Annotated in this window: 15 protein-coding genes and 2 pseudogenes; 3 read left to right on the top strand and 14 right to left on the bottom strand. The window is 65.6% G+C overall.

Features of this window, described 5'->3' with window-relative positions; all coding sequences use genetic code 11:
* The first annotated feature begins 119 nt into the window (after positions 1-119).
* On the top strand, positions 120-803 hold the full coding sequence (locus tag ABIG06_RS20395; protein ID WP_124161120.1) for a GntR family transcriptional regulator: 684 nt from the start codon (positions 120-122) through the stop codon (positions 801-803).
* Positions 804-811: 8 nt separating this feature from the next.
* Here the strand turns inward: ABIG06_RS20395 and ABIG06_RS20390 are convergent, their stop codons facing one another.
* The 10 genes and pseudogenes from ABIG06_RS20390 to mobB all read right to left on the bottom strand — a co-directional run bounded on the left by ABIG06_RS20390 (position 812) and on the right by mobB (position 15,066).
* Positions 812-1,897, bottom strand: coding sequence for a HupE/UreJ family protein (locus ABIG06_RS20390; RefSeq protein ID WP_370138374.1), 1,086 nt, complete (start codon positions 1,895-1,897; stop codon positions 812-814).
* Positions 1,898-1,916: 19 nt separating this feature from the next.
* The gene (ybaK, locus tag ABIG06_RS20385) at positions 1,917-2,390 is read right to left on the bottom strand and encodes a Cys-tRNA(Pro) deacylase (RefSeq protein WP_124161118.1); all 474 of its coding nucleotides are present in this window, start codon (positions 2,388-2,390) and stop codon (positions 1,917-1,919) included.
* A 247-nt stretch (positions 2,391-2,637) separates the two neighbouring features.
* Positions 2,638-5,406 carry a formate dehydrogenase subunit alpha gene (fdhF, locus tag ABIG06_RS20380; RefSeq protein WP_124161117.1) on the bottom strand — a complete coding sequence of 923 codons (2,769 nt, stop codon included), beginning with the start codon at positions 5,404-5,406 and terminating at the stop codon, positions 2,638-2,640.
* A gap of 4 nt (positions 5,407-5,410) precedes the next feature.
* Positions 5,411-7,108: pseudogene (locus ABIG06_RS20375) on the bottom strand (NADH-ubiquinone oxidoreductase-F iron-sulfur binding region domain-containing protein); the annotation flags it as partial.
* Positions 7,109-7,408: 300 nt separating this feature from the next.
* Positions 7,409-9,060: pseudogene (locus tag ABIG06_RS20370) on the bottom strand (OFA family MFS transporter).
* Positions 9,061-9,329: 269 nt separating this feature from the next.
* Entirely contained in the window at positions 9,330-11,426 is a 2,097-nt protein-coding gene (locus tag ABIG06_RS20365) for a sensor histidine kinase (protein ID WP_424578379.1), read from the bottom strand.
* Entirely contained in the window at positions 11,419-12,852 is a 1,434-nt protein-coding gene (locus tag ABIG06_RS20360; RefSeq protein ID WP_124161113.1) for a sigma-54-dependent transcriptional regulator, read from the bottom strand. The genes ABIG06_RS20365 and ABIG06_RS20360 overlap by 8 nt, the downstream gene beginning before the upstream one ends.
* Before the next feature lie 140 nt (positions 12,853-12,992).
* Complete coding sequence (locus ABIG06_RS20355; RefSeq protein WP_061024365.1) at positions 12,993-13,226, bottom strand: sulfurtransferase TusA family protein; 234 nt, start codon at positions 13,224-13,226, stop codon at positions 12,993-12,995.
* Between the two features lie 46 nt (positions 13,227-13,272).
* A complete protein-coding gene (gene glp / locus ABIG06_RS20350; protein WP_370138370.1) occupies positions 13,273-14,529 on the bottom strand; it encodes a gephyrin-like molybdotransferase Glp in 1,257 nt (418 codons plus the stop codon).
* Positions 14,530-14,538: 9 nt separating this feature from the next.
* The gene (mobB, locus tag ABIG06_RS20345; RefSeq protein ID WP_370138369.1) at positions 14,539-15,066 is read right to left on the bottom strand and encodes a molybdopterin-guanine dinucleotide biosynthesis protein B; all 528 of its coding nucleotides are present in this window, start codon (positions 15,064-15,066) and stop codon (positions 14,539-14,541) included.
* Positions 15,067-15,274: 208 nt separating this feature from the next.
* Between mobB and ABIG06_RS20340 the strand changes: the two genes are divergently transcribed.
* Together ABIG06_RS20340 and mobA are read left to right on the top strand one after the other, a co-directional pair.
* A complete protein-coding gene (locus ABIG06_RS20340) occupies positions 15,275-16,165 on the top strand; it encodes a formate dehydrogenase accessory sulfurtransferase FdhD (RefSeq protein ID WP_124161110.1) in 891 nt (296 codons plus the stop codon).
* Positions 16,110-16,802, top strand: coding sequence for a molybdenum cofactor guanylyltransferase MobA (gene mobA, locus ABIG06_RS20335; protein WP_370138368.1), 693 nt, complete (start codon positions 16,110-16,112; stop codon positions 16,800-16,802). The genes ABIG06_RS20340 and mobA overlap by 56 nt, the downstream gene beginning before the upstream one ends.
* A gap of 5 nt (positions 16,803-16,807) precedes the next feature.
* Here mobA and ABIG06_RS20330 read toward each other — a convergent pair whose 3' ends face one another.
* The 4 genes from ABIG06_RS20330 to ABIG06_RS20315 all read right to left on the bottom strand — a co-directional run bounded on the left by ABIG06_RS20330 (position 16,808) and on the right by ABIG06_RS20315 (position 21,236).
* Complete coding sequence (locus tag ABIG06_RS20330; RefSeq protein WP_370138367.1) at positions 16,808-17,107, bottom strand: hypothetical protein; 300 nt, start codon at positions 17,105-17,107, stop codon at positions 16,808-16,810.
* Positions 17,108-17,284: 177 nt separating this feature from the next.
* Positions 17,285-19,234 (bottom strand): molybdopterin biosynthesis protein, encoded by a 1,950-nt coding sequence (locus ABIG06_RS20325; protein WP_370138366.1) that lies wholly within the window; start codon positions 19,232-19,234, stop codon positions 17,285-17,287.
* Between the two features lie 13 nt (positions 19,235-19,247).
* Positions 19,248-20,354 carry a molybdopterin-binding protein gene (locus tag ABIG06_RS20320; RefSeq protein ID WP_370138365.1) on the bottom strand — a complete coding sequence of 369 codons (1,107 nt, stop codon included), beginning with the start codon at positions 20,352-20,354 and terminating at the stop codon, positions 19,248-19,250.
* A gap of 54 nt (positions 20,355-20,408) precedes the next feature.
* Positions 20,409-21,236 carry a substrate-binding domain-containing protein gene (locus ABIG06_RS20315; protein ID WP_370138364.1) on the bottom strand — a complete coding sequence of 276 codons (828 nt, stop codon included), beginning with the start codon at positions 21,234-21,236 and terminating at the stop codon, positions 20,409-20,411.
* Positions 21,237-21,270: the final 34 nt, after the last annotated feature.

Genomic DNA, 21,270 nt, shown 5'->3' with positions numbered 1-21,270 from the left:
TTCCACCCGCCGAGCGGCCTCGATCAACCTGATCCCGCCATTGCGCACTTTTGTATACAAAGATATACATATCAGGCGCAAGCGGCATCTTGCATGGACAGGATGCGCATCGAGGGATCATGGCCAGACGCCCGGCAAAGACAGACGCATCGGTTTCGCGCGGCGCAGGCCTGGCGCTCGGTGAAGCCGTGTTCCGCTCGCTTTGCGCAGCCCTTCAGGCCGGCAGCTATCGCGCGGGCGACCGGCTGCGGGAGGAGGAGGTTGCCCAGCGGCTGAAGGTCAGCCGCACTCCGGTTCGGGAAGCGCTGGGCCGGCTCGCCGCGCGCGGCTTCGTCGAACCCGCAGCCGGCCGCGGGCTGATCGTGCGCAATCTCGACATCTCAGAGGTGCTCGAGCTCTACGCCATGCGCGAGATCATGGAAGGCGCCGCCGCACGCCTCGCCGCTGAGCACGCCTCAACAACGGAGATCGACGCGCTCCGAGATATCGAGCAGGCTTTTGTCGAGGCACCCGGAACCGACACCGCCGAGATGGCGCGACTGAACCGCGCCTTCCACGAGGCCATCTGCCGCGCCGCGCGCAATCGCTATCTCGACAACGCTTCGCGCGAATTGCAGGATTGGATCGCCCTGCTCGGCCCGACCACCTTCACCGTATCGGGCCGTCCCTCGACCAGTCACGGCGAGCACCGAGGGATTATCGAGGCCATCGCCGCGCGCGACGGCGACAAGGCCGAACAGTTCGCGCGCGCGCATATCCGGGAAGCGCTGCGCTGCCGGCTCAAGTTGCTGCAAAAGCAGTAGGCGTCAGCTCAAGCCTCGAACATTCGCGTCACCAGCCAATAGCCACCAAGCAGGCCGATCACCGCGGACATGGCGTAGACCAGCCTCGCCGCGCGCGCCGGCTCATCCCGACCGACTAGGGTGATCCGGTCCATCAGGCCAAGCACCGGCAGCATCAGCGCGACGATCGCGATCTGCCCGATCTCGACGCCAAGGTTGAAGGCGGCCAGCGCCGGGACGATCGCGTCCGGCGGCAAACCAATTTCCCGAAGCACGCCGGCGAAACCGAAGCCGTGAATCAGGCCGAACAGGAAAGCCAGGCGCCAGCGCTTGTCGACGTCTCGCGAGAAGAAGTTCTCGACCGCCACGAACACGATCGAGGCCGCGATCGCCGGCTCCACGATGCGGCTCGGGATGACCAGGACATTCAACGCCGCGAGCGACAATGTCAGGGAATGAGCGACGGTGAAGGCGGTGACGATCTTGACGACCGGCATCAGCCGGCGCGCCCATAGAACGATTGCTGCCAGGAATGCGACGTGATCGTAGCCGAGGAAGATGTGCTCGATGCCGGTCAGGAGATAGCGCCACATGGTCGAGGACAGCGACGGCGGCTCCTTCGAGAGCGTGACCGTGATATTGTCGGCGTCGAGCAAGGCCTGCGACTCGGACTTGCCCTGCGCGACCAGCACGACCTGACGCGCAGCCTTGTCCTTTTCCGTCAGCACGGTGGAGCGGTAGACGATATCGCCGGCCATGTTCGCGCAGGCAAAGCTGTTGCGATAGACGATGCCGTCACCGTCGGGCAAAATCGCAGCACTGCCCGGGGCACAGGCCGTGCCGCCCCCTGTCACGGCCATATGCGTATCGAGATAGGCAAGGATTGCGGCGCCGGCCGCTTCGACGGCCGCGGGATCGACCGCGTCCTGCTTTGCGTCATACGCCCTGGTGCCGATCAGGCGATCGACATCGCTGCCCTTCAATCCGAGCTCTACCTTCACGATGCGATCGGCGGTCAGCGCCACGCGCGCCGTGACGAGGTTGACCTGATGCGCCTCAGCCGGACGACCGATACCGAGCAGAATCGCAAGCCACAGCAGAAGCGGCCACTTCACGATCCCCGCTCCGTCGCCGTCACGCCAGCACATCCGCCACGACCGCCTTGAGGACATCCCGGACATCGGCTGGCTTCAGCCGGACCTGCAGTCCGCGCTGGCCACCATTGAGATAGACGAGGTCATGCGCAAGCGCGCTCTGCTCGATCACCGCGCCGACCTGCTTGCGCTGGCCGAACGGGCTGATGCCGCCGACCTTGTAGCCGGTGATGCGTTCGGCCTCGGCCGGCTTCATCATCTGCGCCGACTTGCCACCTGCGGCCGCGGCGAGCTTCTTCATCGAGACTTCTTGGTCGGAAGGGACGACCACGCAGACCGGCTTGCCGTCGACCTGCGCCATCAGCGTCTTCAGGACGCGCGCCGGGTCCTCACCGAGCGCGGCGGCGGCCTGGAGCCCGATGCTCTCGGCGTCGGGATCGTACTCATAGGCGTGAACGGTGAAGGCAACACCGGCGGCGTCAAGCGCGCGCGTGGCTGGGGTGACTTTGGACATGGACGGTGTTTACCACCGTCATGGCGGGGAACGAAGCGGTGACAGTTGAGGTGCAATGACCCGCGACAAATTCAGGTGTCGTCCCCGCGCACGCGGGGACCCATAACCCCAGGGAGGAATCTGGCGAAGACTCGTGCTCCGGGACTTCGACCGTCCATAATCGTGAATCACGCGGTATGGGTCCCCGCGTGCGCGGGGACGACACCGAGGGCGCTGCGGGCGCCGTAACGCCTCAGGCTACCTTCCCCTACTCCGCCGCGTCCCGCATCTCGGCGCGCTCCGCCCTGGCTGCGCAGAACTTGAATTCCGGGATCTTGCCGAACGGATCGAGCGCCGGATTGGTGAGCAGGTTCGCTGCCGCCTCGGCGTAGCAGAACGGCATGAACACCATGTTCTCGGGCACGTCACGGTCGGAGCGGACCTTGACCTCGACCGCGCCGCGGCGGGTTTCCAGGCGGATGAAATCGCCGGGCGCGAGCTTCTTCTTCCGCATGTCCTTCGGCGACATGAAGGCGACCGCCTCCGGCTCGATCTGGTCGAGCACCTGGGCGCGGCGCGTCATCGAGCCGGTGTGCCAGTGCTCCAGCACGCGGCCGGTCGACAGCACCATAGGATATTCATCGTCCGGAATCTCGTCCGGCGGGATCACCTTGGCCGGCACGATCTTGCCACGGCCGCTCGCAGTCGGGAAGCCGGTCGTGAAGATGATCTCGTTGCCGGGCTTGTCAGGAGCGTCGGCCGGATAGGTGACCGCGCCTTCGCGCACCAGCCGCTCCCAGCTGATGTTCTTCAGCGACGGCATCAGCTCCGCCATCTCGGTGTAAACGTCGCCGGGCCCGGCATAATTCCAGGGCAGGCCCATGCGCTTGCCGATCTCCTGGATGATCCAGAGATCCTGCCGCGCATCGCCCGGCGGCTTGATCACCTGGCGCGCCAGCTGCACGCGGCGGTCGGTGTTGGTGAACGAGCCCTCCTTCTCGGCGAAGGCCGAGGCCGGCAGGACCACGTCGGCGTGGAACGCGGTTTCGGTGACGAAGAGATCCTGCACCACGAGATGATCGAGCATCGCAAGCGCTTCGCGGGCATGCTGGAGATCGGGATCGGACATCGCGGGGTTCTCGCCCTCGATATACATGCCCTTGATCTCGCCGGCATGGATCGCGTTCATGATCTCGACCACGGTCAGGCCGCGCACCGGATCGAGATCCTGCTGCCACAGCTTCTCGAAAGCACCACGCATGTCGTCGCGGCCGACCGGCTGGTAATCCGGCAGGAACATCGGGATGAGGCCGGCATCGGAGGCGCCCTGCACGTTGTTCTGGCCGCGCAGCGGATGCAGGCCGGTGCCGGCACGGCCGACCTGGCCGGTGATCAGCGCGAGCGCAATCAGGCAGCGCGCATTGTCGGTGCCGTGGACGTGCTGGCTGATGCCCATGCCCCAGAAGATGATAGACGATTTTGCCCGCGCATAGGTGCGCGCCACCTCGCGCAGCGTCTGCGCCGGGATGCCGCAGATCGGCTCCATCTTCTCCGGCGTGAACTCCTTGATCTTCTCCTTGAGGTCCTCGAAGCCTTCCGTATAGCCGGCGATGTACTGGTCGTCGGTCAGGCCCTCGGTGATGATCGTGTTGATCATCGCGTTCAGCATGGCAACGTCCGAGCCGGGCTTGAACTGCAGATGCCTGGTCGCGTGGCGCGATAGCGTCTGCCGCCGCGGATCCATCACGAACAGCTTGGCGCCGTTCTGCTTGACCGCGTTCTTGATGAAGGTCGCGGCGACCGGATGGTTCACGGTCGGGTTGGCGCCGATCACCCAGATCACTTCGGCATCCATCGCGGCAGAGAACGGCGCGGACACCGCGCCCGAACTCAAGCCTTCGAACAGCGCCGCCACCGACGAGGCGTGGCACAGCCGGGTGCAATGGTCGACGTTGTTCGAGCCGAAGCCGGTGCGCACCAGCTTCTGGAACAGATAGGCCTCTTCGTTCGAGCCCTTGGCCGAACCGAAGCCGGCCAGCGCCTTCACACCCTTCTCGTCGCGGATCTTGACGAGCCCCCTGGCCGCGATGTCGAGCGCTTCCTCCCAGCTCGCCTCGCGGAAATGGGTGAACGGATTGGCCGGGTCGACCTGGTCGTTGGCGTCCTTCTTTGCGTTCGGCAGGCGAACCAGCGGCTTGGTCAGCCGATGCGGATGATGGATATAGTCGAAGCCGAAACGACCCTTCACGCAAAGACGATTATGATTGGCGGGGCCGTCGCGGCCCTCGGCATAGATCACCTTCTCGTCCTTGACCTCGTAGGTCACCTGGCAGCCGACGCCGCAGAACGGGCAGAGCGAGTCGACCTTCCTGTCGGCATAGGTCACGCGAGTCTGCTTCTCATCCAGCATCACAGCCGGCATCAAGGCGCCGGTCGGGCAGGCCTGCACGCATTCGCCGCAGGCGACGCAGGTGGACTCGCCCATGGGATCGTCGAAGTCGAACACGATCTTGGCGCCGGCATTGCGGTAGGCCATGCCGATGACGTCGTTGACCTGGACCTCGCGGCAGGCGCGCACGCACAGGCCGCACTGGATGCAGGCATCGAGATTGACGCGCATCGCCGGATGGCTGGCGTCGGTCGCCCAGCGCTCGGCTGCGGGGAAACGGCTCTCGGTGACGCCTGTCGTCTCGGCCCAATGCCAGAATTTGGAATCGGGATCGTGCGAGGTCTCGCGCGCCGGCTGGTCGGCGACGAGCAGCTCCATCACCATCTTTTGCGCCGACACCGCGCGCGCGGACTCGGTCTTCACCTTCATGCCGACCGACGGGGTGCGCTTGCAGGACGCCGCCAAGACGCGCTCGCCCTCGATCTCGACCATGCAGGCGCGGCAATTGCCGTCGGGGCGATAGTCCGGCGCCGGCGAATAACAGAGATGCGGAATGTCGCGGCCCTGGCGCTTTGCGACCTGCCAGATGGTCTCGCCGGGCTTGGCCTCGACCTGCTTGCCGTCGAGTTCGAACGTAATCTTGGTCATTCGGCGCGGCTTCCTTGAACTCGTCAGGGAAATATTTGATCACGGAAGACAGCGGGTTCGATGCCGCCTGTCCGAGCCCGCAGATCGAGGCATCGCGCATCGCCTGGCCCAATTCTTCGAGCAAGGCACGGTTCCAGACCGGCTTTTGCATCAGCAGCGCCGCCTTTTGGGTTCCGACCCGGCACGGCGTGCACTGGCCGCAGCTCTCGTCCTCGAAGAACTTCATCAGGTTCAGTGCGGCCGACCGCACGCTGTCCTTGTGCGACAGGATTACGATCGCAGCCGAGCCGATGAAGCAGCCGTATTTCTCCAGCGTGCCGAAATCGAGCGGGATGTCATCCATCGACGCGGGCAAAATGCCGCCGGAGGCACCGCCCGGCAGGTAGGCGTAGAACTGATGGCCATCGGCCATGCCGCCGCAATATTCCTCGATCAGCTCACGCACGGTAATCCCGGCCGGCGCGAGCTTCATGCCGGGATACTTGACGCGGCCCGACACCGAGAAGCTGCGCAGCCCATGACGCTCGTGACGACCATGGCCCTTCCACCAGTCGGCACCCTTCTCGACGATGTCGCGCACCCACCACAACGTCTCGATGTTGTTGATCAGCGTCGGCAGCCCGAACAGGCCGACCTGGAAAGGATAAGGCGGCTTGTGCCTGGGCAGGCCGCGCTTGCCTTCGATGCTCTCCAGCAGCGAGGATTCCTCGCCGCAGATGTAGGCGCCGGCGCCGCGCCGCATGTGCAGCGTCGGCCCGCCCGGCGGCAGCTTTGCGAACTCGCGCCGCAGGATCTCGCGCGCGGCCGGATATTCGTCGCGCAGATAAATGTAGACGTCGGAGGCCTGCACCACATGCGCCCCGATCAGCATGCCCTCGATGAAACGGTGCGGATCGGTTTCCAGATAGTAGCGGTCCTTGAACGTGCCGGGCTCGCCCTCGTCGCCATTGATCGCCATCAGCCGCGGCCCGGGCTCGCCGAGCACCGCGCGCCATTTGCGCCCGGTGGGGAAGCCGGCGCCGCCGAGGCCGCGCAGCGAGGCGTCGTCGAGTGCCTTCAGCAGATCTTCCTTTGGCAGCTCGCCGGAGCGCAGGCGGCCCAGCAGCTTGTAGCCGCCGCCAGCGACATAGCCGTCGTAGTCGACATATTCGGGCAGATGCGCGTGAGTCTCGCCAGCCTTGGCCGCCGCCATCACATGGGCGACGGTGGCGTGATCGACGAAGTTGTGGCCGACTTCCGCCACGGGCGCAGCATCACAACGACCGACGCAGGGCGCGCGCACGACGCGGATGCCCGGTCCAGCCTTGCTTTGCAGATCTTGCAGCAGCCTCTCGCCGCCGAGCATGGCGCAGGTCAGCGAATCGCAGACGCGGATCGTCAGCGGCGCAATGTCAGGCTCGCCCTCCTTCACCACGTCGAAATGCGCGTAGAACGTCGCGGTCTCGAACACCTCGGCGAAGGCGAGCTTCATCTCGTCGGCGAGCGCCGCCAGATGGGCAGCCGAGATCTGGTGGTACTTGTCCTGGATCAGGTGCAGATATTCGATCAAAAGGTCGCGCCGCCGCGGCCTGTCGCCGAGCAATAGCTCGATCTCGTGCGCGGACGCAGGGTCGACCTGCCGCCCCTTGGGGGTGGCCTTGGCGCGTCGGCGTCCCTCGCCGGGATGCTCGAACGGGCGGACCTGGTGCACGTCGTGACTCATCGATTCGTCTCGCCCTCGTCGTTTAGAACGGCTCCAGTTCTAGCCACTGGCATGCCAGATGCCAAGAAAATTATCATTCTCACGGAAGCAGTTAAGCGCGCAGCCCAAGGGCACCTCTGGATCGCTGCCCGGACGCGGTCTCGCCTTCGTCCAACGCGCCAACTGACAGAACGAAGCCTGAATTGGTTTGGAGATCAATAAAGGCTTCCCATGCTGCGATAGCGAAATCGTATCGAGCTTCCGCTCCGAAGCTGCGGCGGGAGCGCGCATAGTGCGCTCCCGCTCGCGATGAAGGTGCGATCAGAAAATCTTGACCGCACTCTCCAGCGTCTTCCACACGCCCCAGACCAAGGGAACACCGACGAAGGCCCAGAATAACGCCGCCCTGGCGTCGAGCCCGCCAAGGCCGATGCCGTAGGAGCCACGCGGCCCCGCGGCTGCAGCGCTGGCGCTCGCCGCCTGCAACTTGGCGACATCGGCGTCCTTCATGTGCCACTTCGAATCGACCGGCTTGATCAGATAGTTGCAGATCAGGCCTGCGACCAGCATCGCGCAGAGGATGTACATGGTGGTGTTGTAGAGCTGGTCGCGGGGAACGCCGGCCGCGAGCTGGAACTCGCGGATGTAGTTCACCACGACCGGGCCGATGATGCCCGCCGTCGACCATGCCGTCAGCAGCCGGCCGTGGATGGCGCCGACGAACTGGGTGCCGAACATGTCGGCGAGATAGGCCGGCACGGTGGCGAAGCCGCCACCATACATCGAGAGAATGATGCCAAAGCCCAGCACGAACAGCAGCTTCGAGCCCATCGCCGCGAAGGTCGGCGCCAGCGCGTAAAGCACGATGCCGAGGACGAAGAACGTGTAGTAGGTGTTCTTGCGGCCCATGAGGTCCGACATCGAAGCCCAGAAGAACCGGCCGCCGATGTTGAACAATGACAAGAGACCGGCGAAGCCCGCAGCGATTGCTGCGATCGCTGCTTTCTGTTCAACCGAAAGTTGGCTGAAGGTCAGCTCCGGATGCCCGATCAGCTTGCCCGCGAAGATTTCCTGGAGCATGGGCGAGGCCATGCCGATCACGCCGATGCCCGCCGAGACGTTCAGGCAGAGCACCCACCAGATCAGCCAGAATTGCGGCGTCTTGTGCGCGTTGTCGAGGTGCACGTGGTGCTCGGTGATCATCGACTTCTTCTCACTCGGCGGCGTCCAGCCCTCGGGCTTCCAGCCGGCCGGCGTCACGCGATAGGCGAAGGCGCCGATCATCATGAAGACGAAATAAACCACCCCCATCGTGACGAAGGCCTCCCAGACACCGACGGAGCTGGGCGTCTTGAAGTAGTTGATCAGAGATTGGCCAGGGGCGCTCCGATCATGGCACCGCCGCCGAATCCCATGATGGCCATGCCGGTCGCCATGCCGCGGCGGTCCGGAAACCATTTGATCAAGGTCGACACCGGGGAAATGTAGCCGAGCCCAAGTCCGACGCCGCCGATCACGCCGCAGCCAAGCCACATGATCCAGAGCTGGTGGACGTAGACGCCGAAGGCACCGATCAGAAGCCCGCCGCCCCAGCAGCAGGCGGCGACGACGCCAGCCTTGCGCGGACCGGCGCGCTCGAGCCAGCCACCCCAGATCGCGGCGGAGACGCCGAGCAGGACAAAGAACAGCGTGTACATCCACCCGAGGCTCGCGACCTTCCAGTCGCAGCTCGTTGTGAACAGCTCCTGCCACAGCGTCATGTCCGGACAGGCCTTCGGCGCGGTGATGCCGATCGCACGCGACAGCGGCAGCCAGAACACCGAGAAGCCGTAGGCCATACCGATGCACAGATGGATGCACAGCGCCGCCGGCGGCACCAGCCAGCGATTGAAACCGGCCGTCGCGATCGTGCGTTCACGATCGAGCAAGCCGGAAGCACCAACCGGTGCAAGAACGGTATCGGCAGTCGTCATAAGCATTCCCTCCCAAGCGCGGCCTTGCCGGCACATCGGTTTGAGACCGGCCGTGCGTGCCTTGCGGCCGCGCATGACAGGTCGGACTTCATGTCGAAGTGGAAGGTCTGGTGCGCATCGCGCCATGTGCGCCGAACAAGCAGCTGATCGCGAGTGATGCCCCTTCGCCTCGCAAGCAGCGTTGCCATGACGGCTTCGCGCCCTCGTTCCCCCTCAACACCCTGTCTTGAGATGAGCAACGCGCGTGCCAGTCGTCGCGCCATGATGATTCAACGACTTCCCGCATTGCAATATATTGCAGAGGACAGAATGTCCCGAGGTCCTCGGACAAAATGTCCAATCAGCTCGCTTCCCGGCAGCCACACCGTGAATGTGCTTCCAGAACCGACGCGGCTCTCGGCCGTGATCTGTCCGCCTTGGCGCTTGATCAGCGTCTGGCTGATGGAGAGGCCGAGCCCCGTGCCTTGCCGTCGTTTCGTGGTGTAGAAGGGGTCGAATATCTTCTCGATCACCTCAGTGCTCATGCCGATGCCGGTGTCCGAGACCTCGATGGCGACGCCTTGATGGCCGTCGCGCTCGGCATCGAAGGAGCGGAGCGTCAGGGTTCCGCCGTCCGGCATGGCGTGAATCGCGTTGACGATGAGATTGACCAGGACCTGCTGCAGCTCGCTGCGGTTCATTAGCACCAGCCGGCTGGCGCGGTCGTCCCTGACCACGGCGATCTCGGTCTTGTTCAGAAGATGCTGCACCAGCGGCAGACAGTCGGAAATGACGCTGGCCGGCGCATGTCGCTCGACATAACCGGCATATTCCTCCGGCCTTGCAAACTGCAACAGCTTGGTCACGATCTGGCTGATGCGGTGAATCTGCTCGTCGAGCAGGCGAAACTCGACCTTCGCCTTGTCGGCATCGGCCCCGAACACGCTGCGGATGACGTCGAGATTGCCCTGCATCACCGCGATCGGATTGTTGATCTCGTGCGCAACGCCGGCGGTGATCTCGCCGATCGCAGCCAGCTTCTCGGACATGATGAGCTGCTTGGTGGTTGCCTCGAGCTTGAGATTGGCGTGCTCGAGGTCCCGGGTGCGCTCCCGCACGCGGACATTCAGTTCCTCATTCCATTCCCGGAGCTGTCGGTCGCGTTCCTGGATCTGGTCGAGCAGGCTGTCGAGATGAACCGCGACGCGGCCGATCTCGTCACCCAGCACCGGCATCTTGGTGCGGGCGGAGAGGTTGCCGCGCTCCACCTCGGTGATCGTCGCCGTGACGCGCTCCAGCGGCATGAAGATGGAGGTCGCCCAGCGCAGGAAGATCGGTACGGTCGCGGCGGTGATCGTGATGAACGCTGCGATGATGATCACCAATGTCTGGTATTTGGCCTCGCTGAACGGCTTCTCCAGGAAACCGACATAGAGCATGCCGACGCGCTTGCCGTAACTGTCGACCAGCGGCTCGTAGGCGGAGATGTACCAGTCATTGACCACGAAAGCGCTGTCGAGCCAGGTGCGCCCCTCGCCCAGCACGGCCGAGCGCACCGCCGCCGACACGCGCGTGCCGAGCGCGCGCCGTCCCTCGAACAGGCGGACATTGGTCGATATCCGCACGTCGTCCAGGAACAGCGTCGCGGTGCCCTGGCTGCCCTCCGGCAGGCTCGCCGCGCGATAGACGAGATCGTTGATCGTGTCGATGAATTCGAGATTCTGGTTGAGCAGGGTGCCGCCGACCAGCGCAGCGGCGCCACCGTCGGGTAGCATCGCCCGACTCGCCGCATGCACGACCATGCCGCGCGTCTCCGTGCTGCGGTCGGTCGGCACCGCGTTCGGGGTCGGCACAAGGTCCAATCGCGCGCGCCCGGCCAGGGCCGGCGAGATGGCGGCGAGCTCGTCATTGCCGAAAATGTCGACGCCGGTCGCAGGGACCTCGCCCGACAGCGCCGATGTGATGATCGGCCAGTCACTCCTCGGTCGATGCTGCAACGGCGGCGACGAGGCCAGGACGTCGCCGCGACCGTTTATCAGATACAGGAAATCGAGACCGGTTTCCTTGCGGGTCTCCTCGAGCAGATCCTGCAGGGAGCCGCGGGCATCCGGCGCCAGCACCTCGTGGAAGCGAGCCGACAGGCTGAGCGCCCGGATCTGAACGCCGGTCTTTTCCAGGATGCGGGCGAGATATTGGTGGGCGATGGTGAGATCGCCGTTCACCTTGGAGATCAGGGCCGCATCGAATTTCGCGTTCCACCGATAGATCGCAACACCGAGCAGGAGCGGCAGGATGACCAACATCGGCAGCAGCGCGATCGCGAGCAACCGGAATCGGACGGAGCGTCCCCGCACGGGCTCGCCGGTGCGGCCGGCCGCATCAGACATCCCACAACGCGCATTTGCGGTCGATGGTCTTGCGCGAGATACCGAGGCGCCGGGCCGCCTCCTCGCGATTGCCATTGACCTCCTTCAGCACGCCGAGAATGTGACGGCGCTCGAGTTCTGCGAGACTGTCGGCAGGCGCCGACTGACCGTTATTGCGGGGACCCGCGAAATCGTCGGGGAAGGCGCCGAGGATCAGCGTGCGCTCGATCAGATTGCGCAGCTCGCGCACATTGCCCGGCCAGTCATAGCTTGCGAGCGCCGCCCGCACCGAGGCGTCGATCGGCACCGGCGGCATGCCGAGCTGCACCGACAGCTTGCTCATGAAGATGGTGGCGAGCTCCTGCACGTCATCGCCGCGATCCTTCAGGAGCGGCAGGCGGATCTGCATCACATTGAGCCGGTAGAACAGATCGGCGCGGAAGCGGCCCTTTTCGACCTCCTGCTGAAGCTCGGCATTGGTCGCGAAGATGAAGCGCAGGTCGACCGGAACTTCACGCTCGGAGCCAACCGGACGGACGCGGCGATCTTCGAGCACGCGGAGCAGCTTGCTCTGCATCGGCAGCGGCAGCTCCCCGATCTCGTCGAGGAACAGTGTGCCGCCATGCGCATACAGGAACAGGCCCTCGCGGCCCGAATCGGCGCCGGTAAAGGCACCTTTGATGTGTCCGAACAGCTCGGCCTCGATCATTTCGGGCGGGATCGCCGCGCAATTCACGGGCACGAAGGGCTTGTCGGCGCGGTCGGACAGCGAGTGGATCGAGCGCGCTGCCACTTCCTTGCCGGTGCCGGATTCACCGGTGAGGAGAACCGAGGTCGGCAGGCGTGCGACGCGCGCGATGGTCTCACGCACGCGCAGCGTCGCTGTCGACTGTCCGATCAGATTGTCGCGCAGAAAGGTGCGGTCGGACGAGGCACGCAGAGCGTAGCGCAGGACAAAATTCTCGCGCTGGAGGCGGACGCGGTCGAGGCATCGTGCCACCGCGTTGAGGATCTGGTTGGAGCGGAACGGCTTGAGCACGAAATCGGCCGCACCGGCGCGCAGGGCCTGGATCGCGGTGTCGAGGTCGGCATAAGCGGTGATGAGGATCGCGTCCGCGAAAAAGCCGACGGCGCGCTGCTCGGCGAGCCAGTCGACGCCGTTCTTGCCGGGCATGATGTTGTCGAGAATGACGACGTCGTAGCGGTTGGAATCGAGCTTGCGCGAGGCCTGGTCGGTATCGGCCGCCTCGTCCACCAGCTTGCAGCGCGGCGCAAGCGTGCGCACAAGGAAATTGCGCATGCCCGGCTCGTCGTCGACGATCAGGATGGAGGCCTGCGCCAGCGCGCTGAACTCCGGCCCTGCAGCCGTCTTGCCGGGCTTGACGACAGGCTCGCGTCCCACCGCGGGACTTGCGGCTGCGCTTGCCCTCGATGTTGAGAAAGTCATGCCCGATGTCTTAGGTTTGAGAGTCTTAGGTTTGAGATCATCCACCGCAATAATCGGTCTTTCGCATTGCAGCGAAACACCGGCCGTTTCCCCGCAGGCCGCAGCATAGTCAAGCGTCGCCGCCGTGAACATTCGCCCTTCTACGGGGCGCCGCTCTTTTCGACCAGGAACACGATGCGCGCCTCGTTGCGCTCGGTGATCTCGACCTTGTCGCCGGTCTCGCGGATCAGGTTCGGAATGTCAATCACCGACAACGGATCGGTGCAATGAACCTCGAGCTGATCACCCGGCTGCAAAGGCTTGAGCGCCTTGCGCGTCTTCAGGGCGGGCAGCGGGCATTTCAGTCCGGTGAGATCGAGCATGGTTCTGGTCATGGCTGCAACATGGCGGGACCGATCGATCGCGTCAACGCAAAGGCGCCTAGAGCAGATCGGCGTAGGACACGAAACCGACGACCTGCCCCGGCTCGACATTGGTGATGTCCTCGCCGAGTTCGACGAGGCCGTCGGTCTCGACCAGCGAGGACAACAGTCCGGCCCCTTCGCGCGGAAACTTGATCGCCTCGAGCCCGCCGTCCTGCGCGCGCCGCAGCGAGGCCCGCACATATTCGCGCCGGCCTGCCTTCTTCTTGTAAGTGAACGCCGCCCGCAGCGGGATGGGCGTCAGCGGCTCCGGCAAGCCACCCGCGAGCGCCAAGACCGTCGGTCGCACCACATGGACGAACGTCACGAAGCTCGCGACGGGATTGCCGGGCAATCCGATCAGCGGCGTGCCGTCGATGATGCCCATCGCCACGGGACGGCCGGGCTTGATCGCCATCCGCCACAGCACCAGCGAGCCGATGCTCTCCACCGCCGCCTTGACGTGATCCTCCTCTCCGGTCGAGACGCCGCCGGTGGTGAGGATCAAATCATGGTCACCTGCGACCTGCTTCAGGCCGCTCGCAAGCGACGTCCGCTCGTCGCGCAGAATGCCGAGGTCGCTGACCTCGCAGCCGAGCCGCCGCAGCATCGCCATCAGCATGAAACGGTTGGAATCGAACAGCTGCGAGGCGCCGCGCGGCTCGCCCGGCGAGGTCAATTCGTCGCCGGTCGAGAACACGGCGACACGGATGCGCCTGACGACGTCGAGCCTTGTCAGGCCGAACGCGGCAGCAAGGGCGACATGCTGCGGTCGCAAGCGCTGGCCGGCGCGGAGCGCGACGTGCCCCTGCGGAATGTCCTCGCCTGCGGGACGGACATTGGCCCCACGCTTCAGCCCCGGCGGCAGCACGATCCTGCCGGAATCATCGATGCGGACGTCCTCCTGCATGAAGACGGTCTCCGCATCCGGCGGCATCGGCGCGCCTGTGAAGATGCGCGCGGTGTGACCGGGCTTGATCGGCGCTTGCACAAGACCGCCGGCCTGGATGCGACCGTCGAGCGGAAACGCCCGTTCGGCGCTGTCCGGAAGGTCGGCGTTGCGCAGGGCGTAGCCGTCGACGGCAGAGTTGGTGAACGGCGGCAGCGGCAAAGGTGCGGCCACATCGTGCGCGAGCACGCGCCCGTCGGCATCGACCAGCGCCACGGTTTCGAGATCGACAATCGCGTTGACGCGCGTCGTGATGAGGCGAACGGCCTCGTCGACCGACATCATCGGGCCGCCAAAGGCAAAGCAATCGTCCGATAGTTGCGCCATGGTGCCTCGTCAGCGTATGGCGGTGCTTCTCGCTACCGCTTCCTCGACCGGCATCGCCGCCCGGAGCAGCAACGCGGCTACGGCGGGGATATCATCGAGATGGACGGTCGGCAGCCGGGTTTCAACCGCCGCATCGGTCGCGATACCGGCAATTCCGGGATCGTCGGGAAACAGCAACGGCTTGGCATTGGCGGCGCGGTGCACCTCGATCTTGCGATGCGGCTCCCGCTTGAAGCCCTCGACCACGACGAGATCGACCGCGGAGAGCTTGCTCAATAATTCCGGCAGCCGCGGCTCCGCCGCACCGCGCAATTCATGCATCAAGGCCCAGCGATTCGACGACGCCACCAGCACCTCCGCCGCACCAGCCTCGCGATGGCGCCAGGAATCCTTGCCGGGCACGTCGACGTCGAACTGGTGATGCGCATGCTTGATGACGGAGACGCGCAGGCCCTGCGCGTTGAAATGCGGGATCAACCGCGTCAACAGCGTGGTCTTTCCCGCACCGCTCCATCCTGCAAGGCCGATGACTTTCATGCCCTTCGATCTCCGCCAACGGCTCGCTGGCCGATGGAACTCCGGCCCCCTCCCCCGTCATTGCGAGCGGAGCGAAGCAATCCAGACTGCCGCCGCGGAAAGATGCTGGATTGCTTCGCTGCGCTCGCAATGACGAGCGGAGGCATTTTGCCCATTCCCAACCATGCTTATATCGGCTTGACCCGAATGTCATGCTAACCTCGCCGCCATGATGAAGATCGACAAAGCCCCGGTGCCCCTGATCATCCCGAACCCCGACGACCCGCGCCTGACCCAGAGCGTGATCGGGACCGACCAGACCGGCGCCAGGGTAGAGATCAAGGTCCCGATGGAGCGGCCACTGACGCTCTACCTGAATGCCCAGGAGATCGTCACCATGATGACGATCGGCGACTACCCCGAATATCTGGCGCTCGGCTATCTCCTGAACCAGAACATGCTGAAATATAACGACGTGGTCACCGAGGTCGAGTACGACGACGACCTCCAGGTGGTCGTCGTGCGCACCTCACATCACACCAATTTCGAGGCCAAGCTGAAGAAGCGCACGCAGACCTCGGGCTGCGCGCAAGGCACCGCCTTTGGTGATCTGCTGGAGGCGGTCGAGAGCGTCGCGCTGCCGAAGGCCGAGCTGCGCACCTCCTGGCTCTACCAGCTGACGCAGACCATCAATACCATGCCCTCGCTCTATCTCGAAGCCGGCGCGATCCATGGCTGCGTGTTGTGCAAGGAAGGCACCCCGCTCTGCTACACCGAGGACGTCGGTCGCCACAACGCCGTCGACAAGATCGCGGGCTGGATGTACCGCCACGGCGTCGAACCTGGCGACAAGATCCTCTACACCACCGGACGTCTCACCTCGGAGATGGTGATCAAGACCGTCCGCATGGGCATTCCGATTCTGGTGTCGCGCTCCGGCTTCACCGCCTGGGGCGTCGATCTCGCAAGGCAGGTCGGGCTGACGCTGGTGGGACGCACCCGCGGAAAGCGCTTCATTGCGCTCGCGGGCGGGGAGCGCATCGTCTACGACCAGAACCTTGCTTATGTCGAGGAGGAGTCGGCCAAGCACAAGCGCAAGGGTGAAGGTGGTGACGACTAGGATTCCGGCAACGAGCGTTCCGTCGACTCTTGGCGTGCTGCTCGCCGGCGGCCTGGCACGGCGCATGGGCGGCGGCGACAAGCCGATGCGCACCATTGGCGGCCGCACCATCCTGGAGCGCGTGATCGCGCGCCTTTCGCCCCAGTGCAGCGGGCTGATCCTCAACGCGAACGGCGATCCCGCCCGCTTTGCTGCGTTCGGACTGCAGGTCGTCGCCGACGACGTGCCCGGCTTTCCCGGCCCCCTCGCCGGCATCCTCGCTGCGCTCGACTGGGCCGCGACGAACCGGCCGGAAATCGAATGGGTGCTCAGCGCCGCCGGCGACTGCCCGTTCCTGCCGCGCGATCTCGTCGCACGGCTGCATGACGCACGCGCGCGTGAGCATGCGCAGCTTGCGGTCGCCGCGTCAGGCCAGCAGTCGCATCCGGTGATCGGCCTGTGGCGCGTCGCCTTGCGCGACGAGCTGCGCCACGCGCTGGTCGTCGAGGACCTCCGCAAGATAGACCGCTGGACCGCACGTTATCCGCTCGCAACTGTGACGTGGCCGGCAGAGCCGCTCGATCCGTTCTTCAACGCCAACACGGCCGAGGACATCTCCGAGGCCGAGCGGCTGGCGGCGCTGGATGAGGCATCCTAGCAGCTTCAAGATTTCGGAAACTCGTTGAGCAGCTGCGCCCAGATGATCGCGAACGCGATGAGGCCGCAGAGGCCGACGACAATGGTGAACCGTGGCAAGCGTCCGATCGCAACCAGCAGCCAGGCCGGCAGGAAGAACAGCACGAAGATCATACCCAGCGGAAACACCGCGAGCCATTGAAAGCCACTGCCATCCCCGGGCGGGACATTCGCAATGTAGTAGAAGGTGTAGAGCCAGAACAGCGTGCCGGCCGCTGCGACGAGTGCAGCAACCTTGCGGAAATTTGGGGACGTTGACGCGGTCATGATCTGGCTCACGTCCCTTGGTCGCAGCGGCGGCCGTCAGAGTTCATGGCCCTCGAACCGGACGGGAGCGCGCCGCTGAGGCCGCCAGCGGCACCGACCAGGCCCCATAACCATAAACCCTCTCGTGTGGTCCTTTCCTCCAGCCGGATCTTGGCGCGCGAGGCCTCCGGTAACGGGCTATGCGGACCGGAATCCGGCCCGCTCCAGCGCCGCGCGCGCCTCGTCCGAGCCGAGTGCGTCGAGAAAGGCCCGCACGGCCGGCCGGTCTTTGCGCGCCGTCACCAGTGCGAAGTCATAATGCTCTTCCGCCAGCGGAATGAAGCCGAGGCCGACCGCATGTGCGACCGGCGCGATGGTCATGCCCCAGTCGGCGCGGTGCTGGGCGACGGCCGCTGCAACCGCATTGTGCGAACGTGGCTGGTTCCAGTAGCCCTCCGGCCGGACGCCGCCGAGCAGCCGGTCGATCAGGATACGTGTGCCAGCGCCCTGGTTGCGGTTGACCATGATGCAGGTGGAGTCAGCGAGCGCGGCAGCAACAGCGTCCTCTGCGCTCAGACCCTCGAAACGTTCGTCGCCCTTGCGGAAGACGATGCCCTGCATCCGCCGCCAGCCGGCGACGAGCTCGAGTCCTTCGACGAGATAAGGTGTGTTGTAGGTCTCGCTTCGATCGTCGAACAGGTGGATCGGCGCGAGGTCGCATTCGCCGCGCCTGGCCGCCGCAAGCCCGCCGAGGCTGCCGACCGCGATTGAGCGCACCGTCAGGCCGGCATGCGCGAGCGGTGCAGTAACGAGATCGAGGCCGGTGCAATGGCTGCCGACGATGACGAGATCGGGTACGCGCACATGCGGCGTGAACAGCGTCACTTCGGCTTCAGCCCCGGCCGGCATCTGATCCGCCAGCGCATCGATGCGCAGAAAGCCATCGGCCTGCGCAAATGACGTGATCGCGCCAGACCCCTTGCCGGAGGGATAGGCGATCAGGCGACCCTTGCCCTCGACCAGCGAGACCATGACGAATTCGGTGCGACCGAGCTCGGAGGCGATGCGCACCGGCACGGTCGCGTTGACCTTGGCATCGGAGCGCGGCGGCAGGCCGGCCATCTTGCGCAGCACCGGCACGATCATGTCGTGGAAGGTGAACATCGCCGAGGTCGGAAAGCCCGGCAGGATCACCACCGGCTTGCCATCGCACACCGCAAGGCACAGCGGCTTGCCGGGCTTGAGCGCAACGCCATGCGCAATGATGCCGGGTGCGCCGAGTCGGCCGATGATGCGATGGGAGAGATCGCCCGCGCCTTTCGACGTACCGCCCGACAGCACCAGCATGTCGGAGTCCGCAAGCGCGCGGCGCATGGCCGCTTCGAGCCTGGCTTCATCGTCGGGAATGGCACCGAGGAAGACGGCCTCGCCGCCATTCTCGTCGACCGCGGCCGCGACGATGGCGCCGTTGGTATCGTAGATTTCGGCAGGCGCGACCGGCTGGCCGGGCTGCACCAGTTCGTCGCCGGTGGAGATCACGGCAACCCGCGGCTTGCGCACGACACTCACCTCGGCAATGCCGCAAGCCGCCAGCATGCCGATCTCGCGCGAGCCGATGAGAGTGCCGGCGCGTAGCAGCGCCTCGCCGCGCGCGATATCGGATCCGGCGTACGAGACGAATTGCCCCGGCGAGACGGCGCGACGGACGTCGATCGCATCGAGGGCTGCCGGCTGGGTGTGCTCGACCATGACCACGGCATCGGCGCCGCGCGGCAGCGGAGCGCCGGTGGCAATCGGCGTCGCGGTCGCGGCCACCACCTGCAGCGTCGGCGCGGTGCCGCAATGAATCGTCTCGCCATTCAGCGCGAGGCGCACGGGCGCGCCCTCGCCGGCCGCCGCGAGATCTGAGGAGCGCACCGCAAAACCGTCAACATTGGAGCGGTCGAATGGCGGCACGTCGATCGGTGCGGTGACGTCTTCTGCGAGCGCGGCACCGAGTGAAGCCGCGAGCTTACGCGTTTCGCTCGGAAGCACGCGCGGAAACAAGGCCGCCTCGAAGCGCGCCAGGGCTTCCTCGCGCGAGAGGATCTTGAGAAACTGCTCCTGCTCGAGCGCGCTGCGGTCTGGTGATTTCGGGATCATCGTCATGCCAGGACCCATATCATTCCCGAATCAGATGGGCATCGACCGGCGTACCTGCCGCATATCCCTCGTGACTGGCGGGAATGAGCAGCCACGCGTCCGCACGGGCCATGGCCTGAAGCGGCCATTCGCCCACGGCAAGCGGCATCCAGGCGCGAGGTTCCCCGGCCAGCAAGGCGATCTCGGCGATTCCGACGCCGGATGCGATTTTTCGCGCAAGCGGCAAGGTCACCCGTCGGCGCGGCCGGCGCGCCGACAGACGATCGACCAGCGGCAGCACGAGCGCGAGCCACACCGCAAGCGCATGATCGGGCGAGCCGGGCAAGGCGACGACGGGAACCTGTCCGAGCCGTCCGATGGCGGCGGTGCGTCCGGGCTGCAGCGCAAGGCCGTGCGCCAGCACCGTACCGCGCCGGGCCAGGGCCGTGATGGCAGCGTCCTGGCGGCCCACCGCGCTGCCGCCGATCGTCAGCAGGAGATCGCAAGAGGACGCATCGAGCACATCGGCAATCGATGCTTCGTCGCGTGCTCGAGCTTGACGCGTTTCCACGTCGAGTCCCGCCGCCCGCGCGAGCCCGGCGATGATATGCATCGTTGCCGTTGCGCCCGGCACATTGACAATGTGCAGCCGGGGCCGCCGCACGCCGAGCTTCTCCAGACCGGCAACGCGCGCGATCAAGAGATCAGCCGCGCCGACCGGATGGCCCTCGGCGCCGGCAGGCGCACCTTCCGCGATGTCGCTGCCGGCGCGCCGGACGCCCTGTCCGGGCACCCCCTCCGCCAGCACCTGCGCGAGCGGTCCCGACACCTCCACGGCATCGGCATCGAGCACACAGTCGGATCCCGCCGGCATCGCTTCGCCGGCCTCGACCCACACCGGCACGCTTGTCAAAGGCAGCGGCGAGTATGAGGATGCGCCGACGAGATCGTTGGCGCATAGCGCCCAGCCGTCCGCCGCGGCAATGTCGCGCGAAGGATAGGCGGCAAGTTGCGGAGTGCCCGCCGCGACGAAGCCGATCGCTTCTGCGCACGGCACCTGCACCGGCGCGACGGGATCAACGCCTCGCAGTAACGCGGCGAGGGCGGTGTCGAGCGGCGTCAGCGATGGCGGCAGGCGCTGGGTCATGCGCCATGATGGACCATGCATCGCCCGGTTTGGCAACCGCCGGCGATACGCGCCTCAACCGCCCGACCTGTCCGAGTTGGGGAAGAACAGCTGCTGCCCGTCGACCTTGTAGCCGGCGATCGCCGTCTGTCCCTCCGGCGATGTCAGCCAGTCGATGAAGGTCTGCCCGAGGTCTTTCTTCACGTTCGGGAACTTCGCAGGGTTGACCAGCATCACGCCGTACTGGTTGAGCAGCCGCCTGTCGCCTTCGACGACGATGTCGAGATCGCCGCGATCCTTGAAGGCGATCCAGCTGCCGCGGTCCGACAGCACATAGGCATTCGCGGCGCGCGCCGCGTGAAGCGCCGAGGCCATGCCCTGCCCGGCCTCGCGATACCAGGGTCCCTTGGCGCCAGCGATGTCGATGCCGGCCACGATCCAGAGCGCGAGTTCCGCGGCGTGGGTCCCCGACCGATCACCGCGCGTCATGAACGGCGCGCCCTTGGCCTCGATCGCCTTCAGCGCCGTTGCGATGTCCTTGCCCTTCACGCCCGCGGGGTCGCTCTTCGGCCCTATCAGCACATAATCGTTGTACATCACGTCGTAGCGCTTCACGCCGAGACCATCGGCGACGAACTTCTCCTCCTGGGCCCGCGCATGCATCAGCACGACGTCGACCTCGCCCCGTCGCGCCCCGTCGAGCACTTCGTCGGCGCGCCGCGCGATCACGGTGACCTCGATGCCGGCCTTGTCGCGGAAGATCGGCAGCAGATAATCGAGCAGGCCGGACTCCTGCGTCGCCGTGGTCGTGGCGAGGACGATGCCGCGGTCCTCCGCGGACGACGCCGCAACGCCCGAGGCAAGCCCGCAGAGAAGCGCAAATACAACGGACAGGCGGCCCATGATCGGGGTTCCCCTCAGCTATGACGCGATCATG

It is taken from the genome of Bradyrhizobium sp. USDA 326 (assembly GCF_049739485.1).
Lineage (GTDB): Bacteria > Pseudomonadota > Alphaproteobacteria > Rhizobiales > Xanthobacteraceae > Bradyrhizobium.
Note: the sequence above shows the minus strand (reverse complement) of the source record. Positions and strands in the feature narration are given on the sequence as shown.